Source organism: Burkholderia sp. E168m22, assembly GCF_001319805.1.
Classification (GTDB): domain Bacteria; phylum Pseudomonadota; class Gammaproteobacteria; order Burkholderiales; family Burkholderiaceae; genus Burkholderia; species Burkholderia orbicola.
In genome coordinates, this window is record NZ_BBSK01000011.1 from 1 (window position 1) to 19699 (window position 19699).

The 19699-nt window shown below is 57.5% G+C and carries 21 protein-coding genes and 1 tRNA gene; 10 read left to right on the forward strand and 12 right to left on the reverse strand.

Features of this window, described 5'->3' with window-relative positions; translation table 11 throughout:
• Positions 1-86: 86 nt before the first annotated feature.
• A complete protein-coding gene (hemN, locus tag AP428_RS01845) occupies positions 87-1478 on the reverse strand; it encodes an oxygen-independent coproporphyrinogen III oxidase (protein WP_054927469.1) in 1392 nt (463 codons plus the stop codon).
• Positions 1479-1651: 173 nt separating this feature from the next.
• On the opposite strand from hemN, the gene AP428_RS01850 reads away from it, so the two are divergent.
• The 3 genes from AP428_RS01850 (at position 1652) to AP428_RS01860 (ending at position 3457) form a co-directional block, all read left to right on the forward strand.
• A complete protein-coding gene (locus AP428_RS01850; protein ID WP_011544782.1) occupies positions 1652-1969 on the forward strand; it encodes a YkgJ family cysteine cluster protein in 318 nt (105 codons plus the stop codon).
• Complete coding sequence (locus AP428_RS01855) at positions 1966-2547, forward strand: DUF1439 domain-containing protein (RefSeq protein WP_006476687.1); 582 nt, start codon at positions 1966-1968, stop codon at positions 2545-2547. Before AP428_RS01850 ends, AP428_RS01855 begins: the two co-directional genes overlap by 4 nt.
• A gap of 79 nt (positions 2548-2626) precedes the next feature.
• Positions 2627-3457 (forward strand): undecaprenyl-diphosphate phosphatase, encoded by an 831-nt coding sequence (locus AP428_RS01860; protein ID WP_011544783.1) that lies wholly within the window; start codon positions 2627-2629, stop codon positions 3455-3457.
• A 97-nt stretch (positions 3458-3554) separates the two neighbouring features.
• Here AP428_RS01860 and trmB read toward each other — a convergent pair whose 3' ends face one another.
• Positions 3555-4322 (reverse strand): tRNA (guanosine(46)-N7)-methyltransferase TrmB, encoded by a 768-nt coding sequence (trmB, locus tag AP428_RS01865; RefSeq protein ID WP_011544784.1) that lies wholly within the window; start codon positions 4320-4322, stop codon positions 3555-3557.
• 131 nt (positions 4323-4453) lie between these two features.
• A tRNA-Gly gene (locus AP428_RS01870) sits at positions 4454-4528 on the reverse strand.
• A gap of 264 nt (positions 4529-4792) precedes the next feature.
• On the opposite strand from AP428_RS01870, the gene AP428_RS01875 reads away from it, so the two are divergent.
• The gene (locus AP428_RS01875; protein ID WP_054927470.1) at positions 4793-6298 is read left to right on the forward strand and encodes an ATP-dependent endonuclease; all 1506 of its coding nucleotides are present in this window, start codon (positions 4793-4795) and stop codon (positions 6296-6298) included.
• Between the two features lie 79 nt (positions 6299-6377).
• On the opposite strand, the gene AP428_RS01880 is transcribed toward AP428_RS01875, so the two are convergent.
• Positions 6378-7226: a hypothetical protein gene (locus tag AP428_RS01880; RefSeq protein ID WP_054927471.1), complete on the reverse strand. Its 849-nt coding sequence runs from the start codon at positions 7224-7226 to the stop codon at positions 6378-6380.
• Positions 7227-7330: 104 nt separating this feature from the next.
• On the opposite strand from AP428_RS01880, the gene AP428_RS01885 reads away from it, so the two are divergent.
• Positions 7331-7561 (forward strand): hypothetical protein, encoded by a 231-nt coding sequence (locus AP428_RS01885; RefSeq protein WP_040126811.1) that lies wholly within the window; start codon positions 7331-7333, stop codon positions 7559-7561.
• 5 nt (positions 7562-7566) lie between these two features.
• Here AP428_RS01885 and AP428_RS37345 read toward each other — a convergent pair whose 3' ends face one another.
• Together AP428_RS37345 and AP428_RS01895 are read right to left on the reverse strand one after the other, a co-directional pair.
• Positions 7567-8646, reverse strand: coding sequence for an HNH endonuclease signature motif containing protein (locus tag AP428_RS37345; RefSeq protein WP_231691674.1), 1080 nt, complete (start codon positions 8644-8646; stop codon positions 7567-7569).
• 53 nt (positions 8647-8699) lie between these two features.
• Positions 8700-9098: a helix-turn-helix domain-containing protein gene (locus AP428_RS01895; RefSeq protein WP_009689791.1), complete on the reverse strand. Its 399-nt coding sequence runs from the start codon at positions 9096-9098 to the stop codon at positions 8700-8702.
• A 214-nt stretch (positions 9099-9312) separates the two neighbouring features.
• On the opposite strand from AP428_RS01895, the gene AP428_RS01900 reads away from it, so the two are divergent.
• Positions 9313-9753, forward strand: coding sequence for a MarR family transcriptional regulator (locus tag AP428_RS01900; RefSeq protein ID WP_231691675.1), 441 nt, complete (start codon positions 9313-9315; stop codon positions 9751-9753).
• Positions 9754-9918: 165 nt separating this feature from the next.
• Here AP428_RS01900 and AP428_RS34495 read toward each other — a convergent pair whose 3' ends face one another.
• From AP428_RS34495 to AP428_RS36555, 4 genes are all read right to left on the reverse strand, one after another.
• Positions 9919-10407: a hypothetical protein gene (locus AP428_RS34495; protein WP_060139431.1), complete on the reverse strand. Its 489-nt coding sequence runs from the start codon at positions 10405-10407 to the stop codon at positions 9919-9921.
• 70 nt (positions 10408-10477) lie between these two features.
• On the reverse strand, positions 10478-11623 hold the full coding sequence (locus AP428_RS01910) for a site-specific integrase (RefSeq protein WP_054927474.1): 1146 nt from the start codon (positions 11621-11623) through the stop codon (positions 10478-10480).
• Between the two features lie 128 nt (positions 11624-11751).
• The gene (locus tag AP428_RS01915) at positions 11752-14013 is read right to left on the reverse strand and encodes a phage/plasmid primase, P4 family (RefSeq protein WP_231691676.1); all 2262 of its coding nucleotides are present in this window, start codon (positions 14011-14013) and stop codon (positions 11752-11754) included.
• Between the two features lie 85 nt (positions 14014-14098).
• A complete protein-coding gene (locus tag AP428_RS36555) occupies positions 14099-14527 on the reverse strand; it encodes a hypothetical protein (protein ID WP_156349293.1) in 429 nt (142 codons plus the stop codon).
• A 1086-nt stretch (positions 14528-15613) separates the two neighbouring features.
• On the opposite strand from AP428_RS36555, the gene AP428_RS01920 reads away from it, so the two are divergent.
• The 4 genes from AP428_RS01920 (at position 15614) to AP428_RS34505 (ending at position 17987) form a co-directional block, all read left to right on the forward strand.
• Entirely contained in the window at positions 15614-15928 is a 315-nt protein-coding gene (locus AP428_RS01920) for a hypothetical protein (protein WP_038757539.1), read from the forward strand.
• A gap of 468 nt (positions 15929-16396) precedes the next feature.
• Positions 16397-16639 (forward strand): hypothetical protein, encoded by a 243-nt coding sequence (locus AP428_RS36560; RefSeq protein WP_154233154.1) that lies wholly within the window; start codon positions 16397-16399, stop codon positions 16637-16639.
• A 48-nt stretch (positions 16640-16687) separates the two neighbouring features.
• On the forward strand, positions 16688-16984 hold the full coding sequence (locus AP428_RS34500; RefSeq protein WP_261534532.1) for a helix-turn-helix domain-containing protein: 297 nt from the start codon (positions 16688-16690) through the stop codon (positions 16982-16984).
• A complete protein-coding gene (locus tag AP428_RS34505; RefSeq protein ID WP_082409274.1) occupies positions 16962-17987 on the forward strand; it encodes a reverse transcriptase family protein in 1026 nt (341 codons plus the stop codon). Before AP428_RS34500 ends, AP428_RS34505 begins: the two co-directional genes overlap by 23 nt.
• 57 nt (positions 17988-18044) lie before the next feature.
• Here AP428_RS34505 and AP428_RS36565 read toward each other — a convergent pair whose 3' ends face one another.
• Positions 18045-18728, reverse strand: coding sequence for a hypothetical protein (locus AP428_RS36565; RefSeq protein ID WP_156349294.1), 684 nt, complete (start codon positions 18726-18728; stop codon positions 18045-18047).
• A 266-nt stretch (positions 18729-18994) separates the two neighbouring features.
• Positions 18995-19555 (reverse strand): hypothetical protein, encoded by a 561-nt coding sequence (locus AP428_RS01930; protein WP_156349295.1) that lies wholly within the window; start codon positions 19553-19555, stop codon positions 18995-18997.
• Positions 19556-19699 lie beyond the last annotated feature (144 nt).

Below are 19699 nucleotides of genomic sequence, written 5' to 3' on the forward strand. Positions count from 1 at the left end.
CTGGCGAAGCGGATGTAAGCCTCACACTCTATCAAACCGGCCGACCGCGTGCGGCCCGCGACCGCCCCTTGCCGTGCGAACCGGCCTCAAACCGTGCGCGAGTAGCGCTGCCGCGGCGTCTGGCCGAGATACGCGTCGAACGCCATCGCGATGTTGCGCACGACCATCCGGCCGGCCGGATGGATCGTCAGCCGGTCGCCTGCGATCGTCAGCAGCCCGTCGCGCTCGAACGGGCGCAGCGCATCGAGCTCGCGCGCGAAATGATCGGCGAAGCGGATGCCGTGCGCGGCCTCGACATGCGAGAACGGTAGCGCGAGGTTGCACATCAGTTGCGTGATCACGTCGCGGCGCAGCCGGTCGTCCGGCGTGAGCCGTACGCCGCGCGCGATCGGCAGCCGGCCCGCGTCGAGCGCGGCGCCGTACGCGGGCAGGTCCTTCGCGTTCTGCGCGTAGACGTCGCCGACCTTGCCGATCGACGACACGCCGAAGCCGAGCAGGTCGGTATCCGCGCGCGTGCTGTAGCCCTGGAAATTGCGCTGCAGCGTGCCGTTGCGCTGCGCGCGCACCAGCTCGTCGGACGGCCGCGCGAAGTGGTCCATCCCGATGTACACGTAGCCGGCCGACGTCAGCATGTCGATCGCGAGGCCGAGCAGCGCGATGCGCGTTTCCGGCGGCGGCAGCGCCGCATCGTCGATCTGCCGCTGCATCTTGAACAGGTGCGGCATGTGCGCGTAGCCGAACACCGACAGGCGATCGGGCGCGAGTTCGATGATCGTTTCGAGCGTGCGCGCGAACACCGCGACCGTCTGGTGCGGCAGCCCGTAGATCAGGTCGACGCTCACCGAATGGAAGCCCGTCGCGCGCGCGGCGCCGAGCAGGTCGGCGGTCATCGAGAGCGGCTGGATGCGGTTGATCGCCTGCTGCACGGCCGGGTCGAAATCCTGTACGCCGAGGCTCAGCCGGTTGAAGCCGATCGTGCGCAGATGAACGAGCGTCGCCGGCGTGACCGTGCGCGGGTCGATTTCGATCGAGAACTCGGCGTCGGTGTCCGGCGCGAGCGCGAAATGCTCGCGCGTGGCCGCCATCAGCTCGGCCGTTTCGTCGTCGGACAGGAAGGTCGGCGTGCCGCCGCCCCAGTGCAGTTGCGTGACGGGGCGGGACGGATCGAACAGCGCGGCCTGCAGCGCCATCTCGCGCTTGAGCTGGTCGAGATACGGGCGCGCGCGGCGGCGGTTGTTGGTCGCGATCTTGTTGCAGCCGCAGTAGAAGCACGCGGTGTTGCAGAACGGGATATGGAAGTACAGCGACAGGTCGCTCGACGACGCGCCGGGGTCGCCCGCCGCGCGGACGTAATCGGCCGGATCGAAATCGTCGCGGAATTGCAGTGCGGTAGGGTACGACGTATAGCGCGGCCCGTTCGCGCCGTATTTCGTGAGCAAATCGGGACGGAACATCGTGTCGGCAGAACCAGAATGCATGACGGTCTCGCGCTTTTTTAGATGCTTTCGAGTATATGAACGCGCGATCGGGCCGCATTGTGTAATAACGTCGCAGCCGGCGATGGCACAATGCGGGGTGGGGCTGCCGGACGCCGCGTCCGGTTGCCGCACCGTTTTTCGTTGTTCGTCGAGAGAGCCGAGTGTCCGTCGAAATGCCTGTCCGCCCGGTGCCCGCCGAAACCCCGCCGCCGCATGCGTGCCGCGAGGGCTGCGGCGCGTGCTGCATCGCCCCGTCGATTTCCAGCCCGATTCCGGGCATGCCCGACGGCAAGCCGGCCGGCGTGCGCTGCGTGCAGCTCGGCGACGACCTGCGCTGCATGATCTTCGGCCGGCCGGAGCGCCCCGCGTGCTGCTCCGGGCTGCAGCCGTCCGCCGACATGTGCGGCGCGTCGCGCGACGACGCGCTCGCGTGGCTCACGCGCCTCGAGGCCGCGACGCGGCCGGCGCATCCAGGAGAGAAATCAGCATGACCGTCCCTCGCGCGCCCGGCCGGCGCCGTTTTCTCGCTGCCGCTGTCGGCGCCGTCGGCGTGTGCGTATCGCTTGCCGCGTGCGCGTCGACGTTCCCGTTCATCCCCGATCACTACACGTTCTCGCGCGGCGACGTGCAGAAGGCCGTCGCGCGCAAGTTTCCTTACCAGAAGACGGTCGCGCAGGTCGTCGACGTGTCGCTCGCGAACCCGGCCGTCAACCTGCTGCCCGACCAGAACCGCGTGGCCGTGCAGCTCGACGCGAATTTCGCGAGCCCGTTCCTGCGCGGGCCCGTCAGCGGCAAGTTCACCGTGTCGGGCCAGCTCGCGTACGACGCGCCGAGCCGCTCGGTCGTGCTGAAGGCGCCGGCCGTCGACAGCCTCGTGCTCGACGGCGACGCGCAGATGTACGCGCAGCAGGTCGGCGCCGCCGCCGGGCTGCTCGCGACGCAGTTGCTGACCAACTACCCGATCTACACGTTCAAGCCGGAACAACTGCAATTTGCCGGGGTGAACTACGAACCCGGTACAATTACGATCCTTACAAACGGCATACGCGTGGCGATCGTCGAAAAGTGACGACGGGGCGCGCACGGCCGGGCGGGCCGCGCGCGCACGAGTGGCCTTTTCTTTCGACCATTTCGGAGTTGGGCCACGGATGGACTGGATCCTGATCTGCAAGGCATTGATCCTCGGCGTCGTCGAGGGGCTGACGGAATTCCTGCCGGTGTCGAGCACCGGTCACCTGATCGTCGCGGGCAGCTTCCTGAATTTCAACGATTCGCACGCGAAGACGTTCGACGTCGTGATCCAGTTCGGCGCGATCCTCGCGGTCTGCTGGGAATACCGGCAACGGATCGTGTCCGTCGTGTCCGGGCTGCCGAGCCGGCCCGATGCGCAACGCTTCACGCTGAACGTCGTGATCGCGACGATTCCCGCGATCGCGCTCGGTCTCCTGTTCGAGAAGAAGATCAAGGCCGTGCTGTTTTCGCCGGTACCCGTCGCGTTCGCGCTCGTCGTGGGCGGCGCGATCATCCTGTGGGCCGAGGCGCGGCAGCGCGAACGCAGCGAGCCGCCGCGCGTGATGTCGGTCGATGCGCTGACGCCGCTCGATGCGCTCAAGGTCGGAATCGCGCAGTGCTTCGCGCTGGTGCCGGGCATGTCGCGCTCGGGCTCGACGATCATCGGCGGGATGCTGTTCGGGCTCGACCGCCGCGTGGCCACCGAATTCTCGTTCTTTCTCGCGATCCCGATCATCTTCGGCGCGACGCTCTACGAAACCGTGAAGGACTGGCAGGCGTTCACCGTCGATTCGCTCGGGCTGTTCGCGCTCGGGCTCGTCGCGGCGTTCGTCAGTGCGTTCGTGTGCGTGCGCTGGCTGCTGCGCTATGTCGCGACGCACGATTTCACGGTATTTGCGTGGTACCGGATCGCGTTCGGGTTGTTCGTGTTGCTGGTGGGTTACAGCGGGTGGCTGAACTGGGCGTGAAGCCGGCGAGGGGCCGATGCGCCGCTTTATGAAAAAAGCCCGACCGGCGTGAAATGCCGGTCGGGCTTTCTTTATTCTGCGCGGGGCGGGGGCGCGCTTAGTCTGCTCGCTTGCGGAACACCAGGTCCCACACGCCGTGGCCGAGTCGCAACCCGCGCCGTTCGAATTTCGTCACCGGGCGGTAGTCCGGGCGCGGTGCGTAATCGGCAGCGGTGTTTTCGAGCGTCGGTTCCGCGCCGAGCACTTCCAGCATCTGTTCCGCGTAGTTCTGCCAGTCGGTCGCGCAGTGCAGGTACGCGCCGGGCTTCAGGCGCGACGCGAGATGCGCGACGAGCGGCGGCTGGATCAGCCGGCGCTTGTGGTGACGCGCCTTGTGCCACGGATCGGGGAAGAAGATGTGCACGCCGTCGAGGCTTGCCGGCGCGATCATGTGCTCGAGCACCTCGACCGCGTCGTGCTGGATGATGCGGATGTTCGACAGACCCTGCTCGCCGATCAGCTTCAGCAGCGCGCCGACGCCCGGCTCGTGCACCTCGACGCCGAGGAAATCGTCACTCGGGCGGTGCGCGGCGATTTCCGCGGTCGACGCGCCCATCCCGAAACCGATCTCGAGGATGCGCGGTGCGCTGCGGCCGAAGATCGCGTCCCAGTCGGGCATCTCCGGCGCATACGGGACCACGAAGCGCGGGCCGAATTCGTCGAGTGCGCGGCGCTGGCCGGTCGACACGCGGCCGGCACGCGTCACGAAGCTGCGGATGCGGCGGTGGTGCAGCGGGTTGACTTCGTCGGCGCCTTCGGCAGTTTCGTCAGGAATGGCGTCGTTGTGCGGCGGCAGGCCGGCTTCGTTCGGATCGTCGTGCATCATCGGTACAGAGAAAGGCTCGGTTCGGGCGAGGACCTGTTGCGCAGCAGTGCTGCCGGGCGATTCGGCGCATGGTACAAAAAAGCCGCCTTCGACGAGGCGGCTCATGCGCAGGCTGCCGTGCAGCCGGAAAGTGGAGCGGGCGATGGGAATCGAACCCACGTCATCAGCTTGGGAAGCTGAGGTAATGGCCATTATACGACGCCCGCAGAACGCGTGATTCTACAGGGGTTTGGGTGGGGATGGCAAGCGGAAGGATTTGGGCGCTGGCAGCGAAACTGGCATCGCTCGATGCTGGAGCGGTGGCGTCGCTGGCGTAGTTCAGCTACATGCTGCCGTTATCAGTCATTGGTCGGTGCGCGTTGCATGTTTTGGACAAGTCTAGCGCAGAGTGCAGGGCTTGCTCATTGCGGGAAAGCTTGCCGAGAGAGTTTATACTGTGCCGGGCCTACGGGGATCAGAGGAAATACCCAATGCCACGCAAAATCACGATAAAGAATCTTCGGCACATATCGAATCTTGAGTTCGAAATACCTCGACGCGGTGTCTGGTTACTCACCGGAGCCAATGGGACAGGAAAAACGTCGTTGCTGGGATGCCTGCGACGAATCGGTTTTAGCAACGCATTTCCGATCCATTTTCCAGCCTCGCGCATGTCCGATCGCCTCGACTCGTACGAGGGCGCGTCTGTAACATATGAGACTCCTGGTGGTGCGGTGACGTACACATACCGTACAGAGCGATGGGTGCCAACCCCAAGGGCGAATAGTAGAGTGTTGGAGACGCTTGGTTATCCAGATGTCGTTTACGTCGCTGCAAACGCGGACCGGATAGAGCCGAGGAAAGAGGACTTTTCGCCGAGGAAGGTTAGGGCGGCTCCGCAGGAGCTTATCACTGCCGCGAATCAGATATTTTCTAGCGCTAAGTTCGATGTGTTGAAGACAATCAACGTCCGCAAAGGTGTTGGAAACCAAGCATTTCTTCTGGAGCTCCCTACGGGGAATAAGCAAGGTAAGCATTACTTTTCAGAGAAAAACCTTAGCTTGGGAGAGCTATGCATTTTAAAGCTTCTGCGGATGTTAGCCGATTGCCGACAAGGATCCCTAATCCTCGTCGATGAGCTTGAGCTGGCGCTGCATCCAACTGCACAAGCTGAACTGCTTAGATACCTTCAACAAATTGCGGACGACAAAAACCTCACGATCGTTGTTTCGACACATTCGTCAACCTTGATTAAGCAGGCTCCACGTGATCGGATACTGCTTCTCCAAGCGGACGGAGACGGAGCGGTGTCGTGTACTGCGCGGTGCTTTCCGTCATTTGTGCTTGGTGCGTTGGCCTATCGGGAGGAAGCCGCTTCAGACGTGGTGATATATGTTGAGGACGATGCTGCACGAGCTATTGTTGAGCAACTTGCACGCCGCTTCATCGCCGACCAATACCAGATTAACTCGCTGGTCCCTAGCGTCAGCGTTGTTCCAGTAGGGGGAATAACCAACGTGCTGCGCTTTTTCACCCGCCAGAGACCGTTACTGCCCGCTATAACGCGAGCATTCGTTGTGCTGGACGCAGACGCTCAGGCGACATTGGACGCGGCCCGCGCTGAAGATATCGTTCGCATTTACAGGGACGAGCGACGGGCCATTTCCTTCTTGCCGTTTACTCCAGAGGTCGGTTTGGCGCAATACTTGAATGCTTCTCGAGAACAGGCTCTGGCGCAGTTGAGACAACATTTTTTACTCAACACTTTAACTCTGCGACGCGCTGATATCGGGCCGGTGCCCGCTGACAACGCTGCCAATCTCCGGGACGATTGCAAGAGGATTGTCGATGAGGTGTGCGACCGCCTGTCTGCGCAACTGCCGAACGCGTCGAGTGACGATGTACGGCTGGTGCTCTTCAAGCTGCTAGCCGAGCACACATATGTAACAAATCGTCCTGGGGTCATGCAGCAGTTCGGGCCCATCATTCGAGGTTGATCACCTCACATAGATTTTGGTTTCTCTACTGGACAGGTGAGAATGCTACCGCTGCATTGCGGCACTGAGGGACCGAACGCTAGCCCGATACGCGTTGGACGACCTCATTCATCGAATAATGGACGAATTGACTACCAAGCTCGGTGAGTTCGTACGGCTTCGTGTCCTCGAATGCAGATTCCATCGTTGCGTTCCCTGCGACCGCCGGTTTTCTAACCGATCTCTTGCGCAAAAATTGGCCGTCGGCGTTGGTGTCGCGCGCCTGGCGAATGACGCCGCCAGTGCTGAGGTCACGGATCAGCAGCTTGTATAGGTCTGCTTCCGCTGAATCCTCCCGGACCAGGTCGCCGTACGTTGCGCTCCAGATGTCAAATCGCGTCGAGCCAGGGTTCTTGAAAATCTCGCGAATGACGGCAAGGTGTGATTCGTGATAGCCGTCCAACCAATCGATGAAGAGCCGAACCACGTCATCTGAGCATAACCGCGTCCCGGCAGCATTTGTAACCAGATTCGCCACGTAGCGCCGCTTTTCTTCTGTGTCGGCTTTGTCCCAAGCGCGGAAAGCCTTGCGGACAATGTCGAGATATTCTTCGCTCGCTAGACGTTCGTCGATTTCCTCGCCAATTGCCTCGAACCGCCGACCAATTTCCTGCATGGTCGCGCTCAGCGTTTCCATCTTGGCTTGATGTTGCTCTAGCCATTGAGTCTGAAGCGACGATGTTCGCAAACCGGGTTCCTCGGTCTTGACATTCGCCAGTGCGCTGATGAATCCACCGACCCAAGGAATACTGCCGAGTGCCGCCAGAGCGAATTTCTCGAGAATTCGTCGTTTCGTGCTCGGATTCAGTTTTTCGAGCTCGGTTCGGATCTGGTCAACGGCTGAATCAGTTGGGCTTACGTCATTACCGGGATTGCCATCCGCATTCATTGCCGCCCCGCATGTTGTTGACGTAGGCCGATTGTACATCGGTGAGGGGCCTTGATTGTTGTCGCCCAGTTGCAGGCGACCGCGAATCAGGAGACGGTGGCGGCATGAATGACACCCAATACCCCAACGATTTCCCGACGTTGACCAACGAGCAGATTTGCGAGCTGGCTGCGGCGGTGTGTGACGATTTCGGCGGCGACCTCTCGCGAGCAGATTTCATAGAGAAACTGCGGTTGCTTCTCGAAGACGTTCCAGGATTCGAGGCAGGCAAGGTGGACGAGAGGTTCATCGAATTGGCATGGACAACATACAGCGGTCGCACACCCTATTCCTGAGTTATCTACTCGCGCACCAGCTCCGACACTTTTCCGTAGAGCGTTTCTCGGTACGCGCGAGCATTTTCTGAGAAGTGAAGTCGCCGATGGCAGTTCGGGCAAACGGCGACGGCGTTCTCTGGCCTATCCGATCCGTTGTCCGCAAGTCGGCGGAGATGATGGACCTCCAAAAATGGGAAGCCGTCTGCGCCGATAAACGGAGCCGGTTGGTCGCACGCCTCGCATATCCCATTTGCTCGCTCGAGTACCCATGCTTTGACCTGCGGATCCCGTACGATACTGGTCGTGGTCGATGTAGTTTTTTGGGGCGTTTTGCTTCCTGCGGGGCGTTGCTTCAGCGTCTTGCGAAGCTTGGCGACCGTAGCTGCTTCGGTAGCCCTCGGCGGTTCGTGGCGGCCTTCCAGTTCGCAGATGAGCGTTTCTATCTGCGCAGTGACCCTCACCCCAACGTTCTTTGCCGGTGGGAGGCCGGGTATCCAGTCCCGTCCCATGAGAGCTAAGACATGGGAGATGTTCTGCATCCGGTATTCGCACGACTTCTCGGACCGGCCAATTCTCGCGGAGAGGTCTCGATAGACCTGCTTCTTTACAACGGATTGCCCGTTCCGGAGCCGACGTGCCATGTCGAGATACGCGACGACGGAGGCTCTCAATTCTGGTTCGGACCAATCCGACTCAAGTCGATTTTCTTCGTCGATCTTTCTCGCCCAGTCTTGCATCAGAAGCAGGCACGTCGCTTCGTCCTGGACCCAAAGATACGAACCGCTGTAGTCACTATTGACCTGCAATAGATTCGGGTCACACCCATGTTGCAGGGCGAACTCGGCCTTATCGAAGTTCGGGGGAGCCTTGGCGCGCTTCTTCTCGAACCGGTACAAGCAAGCATAAGGGGGATTATGCCCCCAGAGATCCTCGTGCATATTCCCGACGTGCACGCCGCGCCAAGTGATACGCAGAGTCTTTCTCTGGTCATTCGGACCCTGCATCGTGGGAGCGATAGTAAAGCCGGCAGCTTCAAGCGCATGGATGACGCTCAGTGCGAACGCATTCGGCGGGTTGCCCGTATAGTTTGAAAGATCAGGCATGGGAACAATATGATCCGAGTGAATGCAACGTTTGTCGCTGCAAGACTTGATTGTTACTTGCGCCGCTTGCTCTTGGCCGGATGCTTGGCCCTGAGCATGTCGGCAAGCTGCTGGACGAAATTCACCACGAGTTCCCGCTCGTCGCCATCCAATCCACTGAGAGCATCCGCAATCATAGCCAGTTGGTCGTCCGGCCGTTTCGACCCACGCTGCAATAGCTGATCTACGGAGCAGTCTAACGCGTCACTAAGCTGCTGGAGCCGATGCAAGGTCGGCATCCTCGTGCCGCGCTCCCATCGACTAATCGCCTCCTGTTCCAGATCGATCATCTCCGCGAGCTTGGCCTGAGTCAGACCGCGTGCGCGTCGTTGTTCTGCAATGGCGGTCCCGACACGAGCAGCAAGCAGCGCGTCTTGGGCATCGTCGGGGAGCGAGGTAGGGCGGGTAGTCATAAGACGATATGGTCGTCTTCATTCCGATTGCGATGAACGATCATATTGGAATGATATATTCCAATATGGTTGAATTTGTCGAGAGGTTGACGTATCGTGCAGTGGATGCCTGAGCGGTCGGGGATGACAACGAAGGCCGTTAGGCAAGCGATCAATCCAGAAAAATCAACGAACTATGACCACAAACAATTCGCTGTCTCGGTTTCACGCCTTCATGGCAGCCTATGACGGTTGCCGTGCTTCGGCACTCGCAAGTGCATTGCAGATAACGCCGATGGCCGCGCGAGCACTCGGCCTGGTCAATACATTTCCTGGCATGACCCTGCACGAGTTGAGTTGCATTCTCGGCGGCAGTCACGCACAAGTGATTGGGGCGGCGTTCGACCTTAAGCACTTCGGCTACATCGACATGACCGATGAGCAAAATGACAATCGACGGTGCGTGCTTCGGCCCATCCGGGAAAGGATGTTCGGCTTCGACGGGTATCAGCGGCTCGTGAACAATCTGGCGAGCGACGCAGGAATCGCCGAACGCTTGGAGGCGTTGCTACCGCTGTATCAGGACATTTTGATGAAAGCTTTGGAAGAGTTGCAGGGTGACGCGCAGAGCGTCCAATATCAGGCGCAACGGCGGATACTGGCGCGGGTCGCGTAATCGCGTGCTGAGATTTCGAACATGGAATTCGAGAGATTGTTCGAAGGGAAGCCGTGGCCTGCGACGACGGAGCGGATCTCCACTCGCGAATTCAGGTTCTGTACGCCTTCTATAAGGTATGAAACGGGTCCTTTTTTCGATCGCGTAGGGTGCCGGGGAACGCGCCTAATCTCGCAGGTGAGCGAGTATCTGTAGCATGCGAAATACCGGGTTACGCGCATCGTGTGTTGTGTCGGCAGCTAGGGCTTGAAGTTCCCCAATTCGACGCTTGTATTCGCCGTTGATCACGCATTGCAGACCGGCAAGCTCAGACAGACTATCGGTCAAGAATCCTGTCGGCACGACGGGCGACCAAAACATGTGCTCCCGTGAAAAATCGCTGAGATACTTCGCGCCGTACTGCTGTTGCCGATGATACTTCTTCCGTACGCGTTCAATGGTTGCGCGTTGGGCTCCGTACTGAAGCCCTCGAATGTGCGTCGTGACTTCACAGAGGTAGGCGGTCCTCGTCTTCAGGTTCAGTCCGACGACATCCAGTTCCTCAAGGCCAGGAAGCCCACCACCGGGAGGGCGTACGTTATAGTCGACCACGTCGCAATCGAGTCTCAGTTGCAGGTAGGCCCCGACGATGTATTCGCCGATGTCAGTCAGCATGAGTAACCCCGATGTGCGTGTAACAGAGCGTTTGCTGATGTATACACCGGGGCCGATCTCGGATCAATATTCAAGGTGATTGGAGCAACGAATCGATAACCTTGACCGCTTTGCGACTGGCATCGTTCGGGCTTAAGTGGGCATAGCGTTGCGTCATCTTCGGATCGCTGTGGCCGAGCAGGACCGACACCTCATAGAGACTGACGCCCGCCTTGACGAGCTTGCTCGCGAACGTGTGACGGAGCGTGTGCAGAGTGACGCGCCCGCCACGTTCCTTGACGAGAGCAGGATCGTTAAGCCCGGCACGCTCGATTGCCTTCTTGATCGATTTCGTGCTGTAGCCGCGTTCGTTGCCAGTGCGGTCTTCGAAGACGTATCGTTGACCAGTCCGACGTTCTTCCCACCGGCGACGAAGGATCGTTTCGAGGCGAGATGTCATGTGCAGCACATCCTCGTTCCGGACCTTGCTCCGGTAGAGACTAATCGTGCTGGCATCGATGTTGATCGCCGACCACGGAATATTCGCAACCTCCGAATAGCGACATCCTGTATCGAGCAGGAAAACCGTGATGTCGTAGTTATCCTGCATATTTCGCGTCATCTCAGGTGTTTGCGGTTTAGACGCGTTTATACGCGCTCTAAGCCGTTCCGGATCGAGTTCGCGCAATAACGCCGACTCGTCGGTAGAATCCAGATATCGAAGCCTATACGAAGTCCTAAGCTCTGGAAAAACGATCTCACGACTGACTTTGAATCCGAGCTTCGCCATCTCGTTGATCGTCGCGCGAAGCAGTCCGATCTCATGTTTGATCGTCGCAGGCTTATCACCCTCGGCCTTGCGCTTCCCAACGAGAAGATCGAAATCGCGCGTCGTCAGTTCATGCAGCAGCGTGTCAGGCGACATGCCGTAGCAGGGAAGCTTGGCCTTCGTCCGCGGATGGAGCTTGTAGCCGAGCGTCTTTCGAATGATTGAGCACATGTTCCTGTGATAGGACGTTTCGCTTCGTGCCTCGACATATTGTTCCAGCGCATCCTTGAGCGTGATGGGCTGCGCATCCCCGAGGTACTGTTCGGCGTGCGCGCGATTGCGCATTTCGCGTTCGACCTGAGCGGCCTTCGTCTTGTTCGGCGTGCCTGTCGAGCCGAAGTACTTTTTTCCCTGAATTTGGAACTGGTAGTACCAGTTCTTGCTGTTGTTTCGACGGATAAGCGTCATGATGTTGCTCCTTGCAAAACGTAGTCAATGAGCAACACCATCCGGGCTGAGATGGGGTATGACAACAGCTTTCGTCCACTCCGGGGACGAAAAAAACGGACCGTGCGCGACACACGATCCGTTCAGAGTTACGCGGGCTCCACCTCCTCAAGATCGGTCATTGCCGCGAGCACCTTCGTCTGCCAGTCCTTCTGCCGCTGCTTGATTTCCTCATCGATGAACTCGTGTCCGACGTAAGCTTTCGTGTGCTCGTTGAATTCGAGATCTACGATCAGCCTCAGGCCCTTATAGACCCGATGGGGTTTCGATGCGGGCGTGTACCCCTTGTCCTTCAAAATCATTCCGAACCTCTTACGGGCGTAGGAAAAATTGTATTCGGCCTCGCTCCATGCTTTGAAGAATTTGTAGGCGTCACCGAAGTGGATTTCGCCATCAGGATCATTCCGGGTGAATTCCGACAACCAGCTTTCGACGACATCCATTTCTCCCCGGTATTCAGAGACTTCGTTGGCGATGATCGCCGGTTCCTTGAGCTTGTAGCCGTTCTCACGCCATTGTTGGCAGCCCACGAGCGCCCAGTTCAGGATGCCCGGGAGTTCGTCGCGCAGCTTGCGTTCGAGGTCGGAGTCACGTTTCTCGGGCGGAATCGTCACCGTGAACGGAATCAGTTTCATGCGACGCCAGATACCGTGATCGTTGCCTTTGATCGTCGGCTTGTAGTTACCGGCGAGCCAGAGCTTGAAGCGCGGCTTGAAGGAGAATGCATTCTGGTAGAGCATGCGTGCAGTGATGTCTTCGCCGCCCGTATACCACTTCACCGTTTTCTCGCTGAAATGGCGACCCTCTTCAACTTCGCTCATGGCGACCAGGCGCTTTCCGGCGAGGCGTGCGACTTCGCTGCTTGCTGCATTCTGCGACATGGCTGCACCCCCGTTTTTATCAAGCAACATATCTCCGTTCGCCTGTGCTCCCAGATCACCGAACAGGGCGCGAAGCACATTGAGGAAGGTCGATTTTCCGTTGGCACCACTACCGTAAGCGAAGAACAGGGCTTGTTCTATTGTCTGTGTCGTCAACGTATATCCGATCGCACGGCGCAGGTACTCTACAAGCTCGACGTTCCCGTTCATGATCTGAAGCAGGAAAGATTCCCATAACGGGCAGGTTGCGTCAGGGTCGAAGTTCACTCCGGCGGTTTGCGTAATATGCAGGGCTGGGTCAATCGGCATGAACTTGCCCGTCTGCAAATCAACGAGGCCGTTCTTCGCGGGGAACATCCATTCCCCTTCATCGAGGTTGCTGGCCGAGATGGCAATGCAGGGTTCGGACCTGAACAACTCGACGGCATCCTTGAGGGCCTTGTTGCTTTCTGTGTATTTCGCGTGAAGGGTCATCTCCTGACGACTGCCGGGAGCAAGGCGGCGTATCTCGTCGTGAATCATGGGAATGATTTCGCGGGCGAGCAGCAGCACACGTAACTCATCAATAAAACGCCACGCTCCTGACTCCGTTTTTTCGAGCCAGCGCTTCATCTCCGAGACGTAACGGAGAGTTTCGCTGTACCGTTCCGACATACGCTGCGCATTACCGAGGTCGGTCGCGCGCAGGACGTTATCGTTATTCTTCTGGTGCGAGCTGACTACGTTTGCGGCAATCTGTGATACCTCAGATTCCGACAGCGGCGGCTCGCAGTTGGCGGCGTTGTATTCGAGCAGTTCCTCTTCCAGCAGGTCGGGATTCAGGCCCGCATTGAGCAGAGAGAACCCCTCGAACGCAACGGAATCGTTGCGGCTACCGATGGTTGCAGATTTTGACCTGGCCTGTTTCCGCTTGCGCGGTTTCGTGCCCGGGTTCGAGCACAACAATTCAAGCAACCACGCAGGGGCGCGGGAAATCGGCAATAAGGGTTCTTCGTAAAAATATGGTTCCCCGTTGATGACTGATGGTGGGGCGAGACAGTACCCGCCCTCGGCCTTTACATCAACGCGAGGGCGAAAATTGATCCTGCATGGCACCTTCAGGTTTTCAGGATACCTGTAGAGGAGGTGATACCCGCCAGATGGCGTGTACACCTTGCGGGTGGGAGGGAGAGCGCCATGTTCTTTTTCCAGGCGTTGAATCGATTTGAGGCCTGCCACGTCTCCGTTCTTCACATCAACATCTACTACGAGAAGATAACCGGACGCCGGACCTGTCGCGTATGCAACGTTGTAGGCGTCGCATTCAGCCGCCCACGCTTGATGCTTCTCGGGATCCTTGCTGGCGTCTTTGAATCCGTGTTGTGTGGCGGGAGCCTTGTCGTTTGGGCGGATCGCGAGCGGAGCAAGACCTTCCGCTGCGAGGTCAGAGTATTTTTTGACAGGATCTATAATCATAATGTAGGAATACATAGTAAATGCTCGAGAGAAGCATATGGATAGATGCTGTCTCCCGAGTTCGTTCAGCTAGTGAAGTTGGTGATTGGCAAAGCCAATGTCACGAGGATGCGTCCAGACCTTGTTCCGAAGCTGCGGGCACGATGTAGTAGATGTGCTTGCAGCTCGGGCAGAGAACGCCCTCGGCGGGGCCGCCCTTGTAGCCGACGGCGCTGCTGACACCGTGACGCTTGCGGTGTTTGGGACACAACACCAGAGCACCGGCCGCGATCATGGAGAGCGGATAGGGAGCGCCGTCGGCAATGCCGTCTTTGTCGAGCGGCCAAATGGGATGTTCAGGGTCAAGCGTGTATGAAACGCTATATTCCGAGACGGGAATAGGGGGTTTGCGCTTGTATTGTTTGCGCGGACGAGACTGAGCATCGACGCGCTTAGCATCGGCAGTGGGGGTATCTTCAGTGTGAGCCGGGTCGAGACTCTGGTTCGGCTGAGCTGCGAGTTCGGCGGCAATGGTGCGTGAGGAGTACATGGGATGACCTCATTAAATCAGCTAACGGGTCAATGGCGTGCAGCAAGGAGATAGGGTTGCATGCAGCGGACGCCATCGACCAAATTCCGTTCGGGTTGAACGGGGCTTTTGATCGAAGATACGTCTCACTGCACCACCCAGATGACTGGGCAGGGGACCGCTCAGAACGCGCATCCCCTCGGGCGGTCACATTACCTCATGGCCCGATGCTGGTGAGTACCCCAGCGAGGCAACGCTGAATGTCTAAATTCCAGCCTCTCCGCTCGGAAATCATTGATTTTCCATGATGCGGGAGCGGCGTTGGGAATCGATCAGCGTTGACCGAAGTTGAACAACCTATGAAGTCGAGCAACCTCTTTTTTCGAAGAGTCTTTTGCCAGATGTGTCTTTGATGGGGTCTACTCTATCGGAGGCGATCCGGAGCTGCAAGCCGGCGTCGAACTTGGTAAACCAAGGAACTGCCACGGGCGGAGTATGTGAGACTTGATTGCAGCGTGATAGAGGGTTTACAAATATTGGGAATGCGCACCCAGCATGGCGGTATTTGTAACCGCTAGTTCGCATTGTCTGACGGCTCGCTGAGCACATTTCGTTGGTTGCATTCCTCGCGCCGGATTGGGCTCGCGTGGGGCATGTGATGTCGTTGCACTGTTGTTGTGAAATTGCAACACTCTAGACGATTTAACGATTTCCTCCTTTTTCAAGAACTTTCCTATTTCTTCTTCTCTATATAAAACTTTTCAAAAACAAGAAAAATTGTTTAATCGTTTAAAAAGCGATTTCATTCGATTGGATGTTCATACCCACAACATGGGGCGGTCGGGTGCGAGGCGAGCGCGACGAAGATGAGGCCAGCTGCAAGTTGGCCCCACGGCAGAATCCTAGAAAGCTGATGATCTGATTCGGAAATCCCCGGTAGATCAAAGGGATAGGGGAGATGCGGACGAGGGTGACGTGAAAACTGTCACTGTTCCTCGTCGGAGTTCATGCTGGTAGCCGTCGTGTCCGTCGTGATTGCTTGTCGCCGTTGCCCCGAAGGTCGATCTGCCGGACCCTGGGCGCACTTTCAACGAACGGAGTGTGATCATGGTCGATCAGAAGCAAGGTGCGACGAGCAAGGACGAGAAAGCTGGCAAGCCGACTGCTGCCGAGCAGAAGCAGGACGCAGCCTCGACCTCGACGGGGAACGATACCGCAGCGAAGGCGGCACAGGCGACGGCGGCCGCGCCGACGAAGATGGAACTGGCGACCGAAATCTACAAGCGGATGCGGACCGTCAAGGACGTGACCCGGAAGGACATCATCGAAAAGTTCATCGCCGAGGTGAAGCTGACGAAGGCCGGTGCGAGCACCTACTATCAGATGATCAAAGACAAGCACGAGCCCATCGGCAAGAAGTGATCGATGGAATCAGTGAGTAAGGACAGGGCTCGATTGAGCCCTTTTTTATTGGCTTCGAATTTACACATGCCGCTCTAAATTTCACTAAAAGTGAATATTTCGCTTGCGTACGAGGATGCTTCATGGTCTACTGTTTGGGCAGGCTAGGCGTATCGCCTAGGTGAGCAATAGCATTTCTCCTATCACGTCGAGGAATCAGTTGTGCGTTGACCCATTCGGCAGGATGCGGAATGGGTAGCTCTAGCGTCCAGGGTTAGAGAGGTATCGGTGCGCGGCCGGGGACGGCTGCGTCGAGGAAGCCGAGCCGTCGTTCCGAGGTGGGACGGCAGGCGGGACTTCCTCTAGCCGAAGGGACTGGTGTTGGGCTTGCGCATCGAGTTGGCTCCTTTCGATTCATTTGCCGTGAGGGACGCTGGGCTACGCCGAAATGGGACAGCGGCGGTGGCGCCGCGTTCTAGGAGCTGCAAAATGCAGAAAGATGCTTTAGCGGTAGCAATCGCAACGCTCGAAAAGCTGCGCGAAACCTATCACAGCCAACTCGATGCTGGTGTACTGGCGGAACTCGATGATGTACTCGAACTGCTGAGGCAGCAGTGCGAGCGCCGCGAAGCTGTTCGGCGTGTAGAGCTCGAAGACCGAGCTTTGCGCATCTTCGCAGCGGTCCTGAGGATCGTGACCAACATCACTGATCTTATGGATCACTGGCGTTAAGCCAAGTCACAGCAAGCCCCACAGTTGATATTGGTGGGTACTATGAATATGGGTCAGGCTATTAAGATGTGTCGGACTCGTAGGTCGTTGTCACAGGCTGAACTAGCTGGACTTGCGGGTTGCTCGATCTCCTATCTCTCGATGCTCGAAAGCAATCAGAGAGATCCCTCGCTATCTACGTTGAAGAGCATTGCCGGGGCGTTGCGCATACCTACCGAGATTCTGTTTTTTTTGGGATCTGAGCGAGATGAGCTTGCTGGTATGGATAAGGAGCTCTCCGGTCAGCTTGCCCGAGCTGCATTGGAGATGCTAAGTGATACTTATGAACCAAATCGAGGTTCCTAGATATACCGCGGCTCCTATAGAAAGCATGGCGGCACTGTCACGTGCGCTCGGTGTGACGAGCGCACATCTCCTTGCGGTTGCTGCGAGGGCATCCTCCCTCTATCGGGTGGCTGAGAAAGTTGAAAAAGCGGATGGAACGTTCAGGGAAACCTTCGATGCGAAGCCGGTGTTGAAAGATATACATCGGCGAATAAAATCTTCGATCCTCGACAGGGTGGCGTTCCCTCGCTACCTCACTGGCAGCATAAAAGGGCAAGACTATCGCACCAATGCGTTGCTGCACCGCAACTCAAAAATATTGATTAGTGAGGACATTCAGGGTTTTTTTCCGTCAACTGGACAGTGCTTGGTATATGAAGTTTGGTCTCAGTTTTTCGGGTTTTCTGACGATGTTTCTCGCTGTCTTGCGTCGCTTTGCGTGAAAGATGGCGTGCTTCCGCAAGGGGGCATCACGAGCGCACATTTGGCCAACCTCGTTTTTTGGAGGGTGGAGCCGGCTGTAAGGGCGGAGCTTGCTCGTTTCGGGATCAGGTACTCGCGCTATGTTGACGACATTTGTCTCTCGTCTCCAGATGCTATCGGTCACGAAGATAAAAAGAAGGTGATTGCGCTGGTCTATGCGATGCTGGCGCGACACGGCTATTCTGCCAAGCGGTCGAAACACAACGTCCAGACATCTCGTGGACGTATCGTAGCCACGAAATTGGGCGTGAATCGAGAGCCCAGCCTTTCCCGGCAGCAGCGCGGACAGATTCGCGCTGCCGTGCACAAACTCGAATCGCTCTTTGCTGATGGAGATCTGATCGGCGTTCGGGAGCGATTGTCTTCTGTTGGCGGTCGCGTCAGCATGCTGAGTAGATTTCACGCAGCGGAGGGGGCTGCGCTTGCAAAGCGCCTCGCATTGATTCGAGAGCAGTTGAATCGGTCGCCCGTGATCTCAGTTCCGTCGATAGGGGAGATACAAACGATTCCCGCAGGGATGAGCGAAACGGTTCCTTGGTGACTTGTGTGAAGTGAGCGGGGCGAGTATTTACTTTCGGCTTGCCCCGCTGTCAGATTTTTATTCGTTGATGTTCTTGTTCGATTTTTTGTCGGACGGCGGTTTCGGCAAGGTCAGTGTTGCTTTGCCTTCTTTCTCGTATTCGACCAGGACCGACATTCGGCGGTAGTGTGCCATGAGAATTTTCATGGAAACTTCCGGGTCTCCCGTTTTTTCATGCAATTCCTTCAGGCTTTTGAAGCCTAAGTTCTTTGCCAATTCGGTGCACATTGCATTAAAAGCTTTTAGCTCGGCGGCCGTCGCGGTCGCACGTTGGACCTTCTCTCGTCGACGATTCGCATTAATCTCGAGCATGAGCTTGTGGGCTTTCTTGTATACGGCTTGAGCACTGTGGAAGGCGCTCGATAATATTCCGACCGCGGTTGCTACTTGTACCGCTACATGCTGGTTCAGTATGAGATCTAGCCATCCTGGCGATGCCTTTTGAATCGAATGTATTTTAGGATGATCTCGTCGAGGAATCTGCTTTGCGAGGACGAAATACATGTTCACATAGCTATATCCGCCGCGCCATGGGTATTCACGTAATGCGAAATCGATTCGAGCTCTGTCGCTTGGCGCTAAATCGGAGTCTAGGCAATATACGAATGCGTAGCATTGATACAGGGCGTGTGGAAAATTGTAGAGGTCTTCCAGCTCCCAGTCTTCATTAAGTAAAACTCGATAGGTCTCTTTCTTTTCCACGATAACCCCTGTTCGTGTTATTGATGAGTTTCGCTGCGATGGCTGCGAGAAGCGATGCCCGATCCCATGAGTGAGGCATCCTTCAATCTAGCCCCATTTATAGTATGGCACGAGAGGTCGTCGTTGAGGCACTTTTGCCTGGCCAGGATGGATGCAGCGTCTGTAATCAGCTCGTGTCTCTGAACGCTTAAGGCGAACTAGGGCAGTTGCTCATCCCCGATTTGAAAGGGTATCGTGACTTCCTTGCGATGTGCCGCTGTCCGAGTCTATATGAGATCCGGTGCATCCCGGGCGGCGAGAGTTGCGCCGAGCCCCTTGAGGATTTGCAGCGTTAGAGCCTCTTTAATTTCTGGGAAGCAATTTTCTGGTTTCCCGAAGTCCGCATCTCTGTACAGGAAGATTGCCCCTTCCCAGGATCCCATCACCATCTTCGAGCCCAGCAAGCGACCTGCCTCGTTTCGTGAGTTCGGCATAGCCAGCCGGTGCGTATAAAACGAGTCGACGCGGAACGGCTCGCTGTTCCCTGCGGTGAATTCGGGAAGCAAGAACGGAACGAGATCAGGAATCAGACCTGACTGGTTGGCTGATAAGGTTGCATGCACATAGTACTCGTCGCGTCGTGATGCCCCGCGTCCGTATGGCGGACCTAGCTCGATTTCGACTGAGAATGCGCCTGCTGTCAAAGCGTGCCTTCTGACTGTTTCAACGACGAAGTTTCGCAGCATCTCGCTCGGGGTGGTTCCTTCGGCCGCGCAAATCATTGCGAAGGCGTCCGCCGTAGGTGCGTCAACGCGCGTTTTGAGAATGTAGGGTTTGCTTTCCTTCATCGACTCCTCCGAAAAGGTCACCATATTGTGACACAACTGAGGATTTGTGGCCTATACTTGTGTGCCACAAAGATGATCTTGTGGTCCGTCGATGAGAGGTGAACGGCGAGCGAGGTGCAGGCCAGCAATTCTTGATGAGGCTGA

Coding starts and splice junctions, on each gene's coding strand:
- hemN (WP_054927469.1), bottom strand. CDS start 1,478: ATGCATTCTGGTTCTGCCGACACGATGTTCCGTCCCGATTTGCTCACG.
- AP428_RS01850 (WP_011544782.1), top strand. CDS start 1,652: ATGCCTGTCCGCCCGGTGCCCGCCGAAACCCCGCCGCCGCATGCGTGC.
- AP428_RS01855 (WP_006476687.1), top strand. CDS start 1,966: ATGACCGTCCCTCGCGCGCCCGGCCGGCGCCGTTTTCTCGCTGCCGCT.
- AP428_RS01860 (WP_011544783.1), top strand. CDS start 2,627: ATGGACTGGATCCTGATCTGCAAGGCATTGATCCTCGGCGTCGTCGAG.
- trmB (WP_011544784.1), bottom strand. CDS start 4,322: ATGATGCACGACGATCCGAACGAAGCCGGCCTGCCGCCGCACAACGAC.
- AP428_RS01875 (WP_054927470.1), top strand. CDS start 4,793: ATGCCACGCAAAATCACGATAAAGAATCTTCGGCACATATCGAATCTT.
- AP428_RS01880 (WP_054927471.1), bottom strand. CDS start 7,226: ATGAATGCGGATGGCAATCCCGGTAATGACGTAAGCCCAACTGATTCA.
- AP428_RS01885 (WP_040126811.1), top strand. CDS start 7,331: ATGAATGACACCCAATACCCCAACGATTTCCCGACGTTGACCAACGAG.
- AP428_RS37345 (WP_231691674.1), bottom strand. CDS start 8,646: ATGCCTGATCTTTCAAACTATACGGGCAACCCGCCGAATGCGTTCGCA.
- AP428_RS01895 (WP_009689791.1), bottom strand. CDS start 9,098: ATGACTACCCGCCCTACCTCGCTCCCCGACGATGCCCAAGACGCGCTG.
- AP428_RS01900 (WP_231691675.1), top strand. CDS start 9,313: ATGGCAGCCTATGACGGTTGCCGTGCTTCGGCACTCGCAAGTGCATTG.
- AP428_RS34495 (WP_060139431.1), bottom strand. CDS start 10,407: ATGCTGACTGACATCGGCGAATACATCGTCGGGGCCTACCTGCAACTG.
- AP428_RS01910 (WP_054927474.1), bottom strand. CDS start 11,623: ATGACGCTTATCCGTCGAAACAACAGCAAGAACTGGTACTACCAGTTC.
- AP428_RS01915 (WP_231691676.1), bottom strand. CDS start 14,013: ATGTATTCCTACATTATGATTATAGATCCTGTCAAAAAATACTCTGAC.
- AP428_RS36555 (WP_156349293.1), bottom strand. CDS start 14,527: ATGTACTCCTCACGCACCATTGCCGCCGAACTCGCAGCTCAGCCGAAC.
- AP428_RS01920 (WP_038757539.1), top strand. CDS start 15,614: ATGGTCGATCAGAAGCAAGGTGCGACGAGCAAGGACGAGAAAGCTGGC.
- AP428_RS36560 (WP_154233154.1), top strand. CDS start 16,397: ATGCAGAAAGATGCTTTAGCGGTAGCAATCGCAACGCTCGAAAAGCTG.
- AP428_RS34500 (WP_261534532.1), top strand. CDS start 16,688: ATGGGTCAGGCTATTAAGATGTGTCGGACTCGTAGGTCGTTGTCACAG.
- AP428_RS34505 (WP_082409274.1), top strand. CDS start 16,962: ATGAACCAAATCGAGGTTCCTAGATATACCGCGGCTCCTATAGAAAGC.
- AP428_RS01930 (WP_156349295.1), bottom strand. CDS start 19,555: ATGAAGGAAAGCAAACCCTACATTCTCAAAACGCGCGTTGACGCACCT.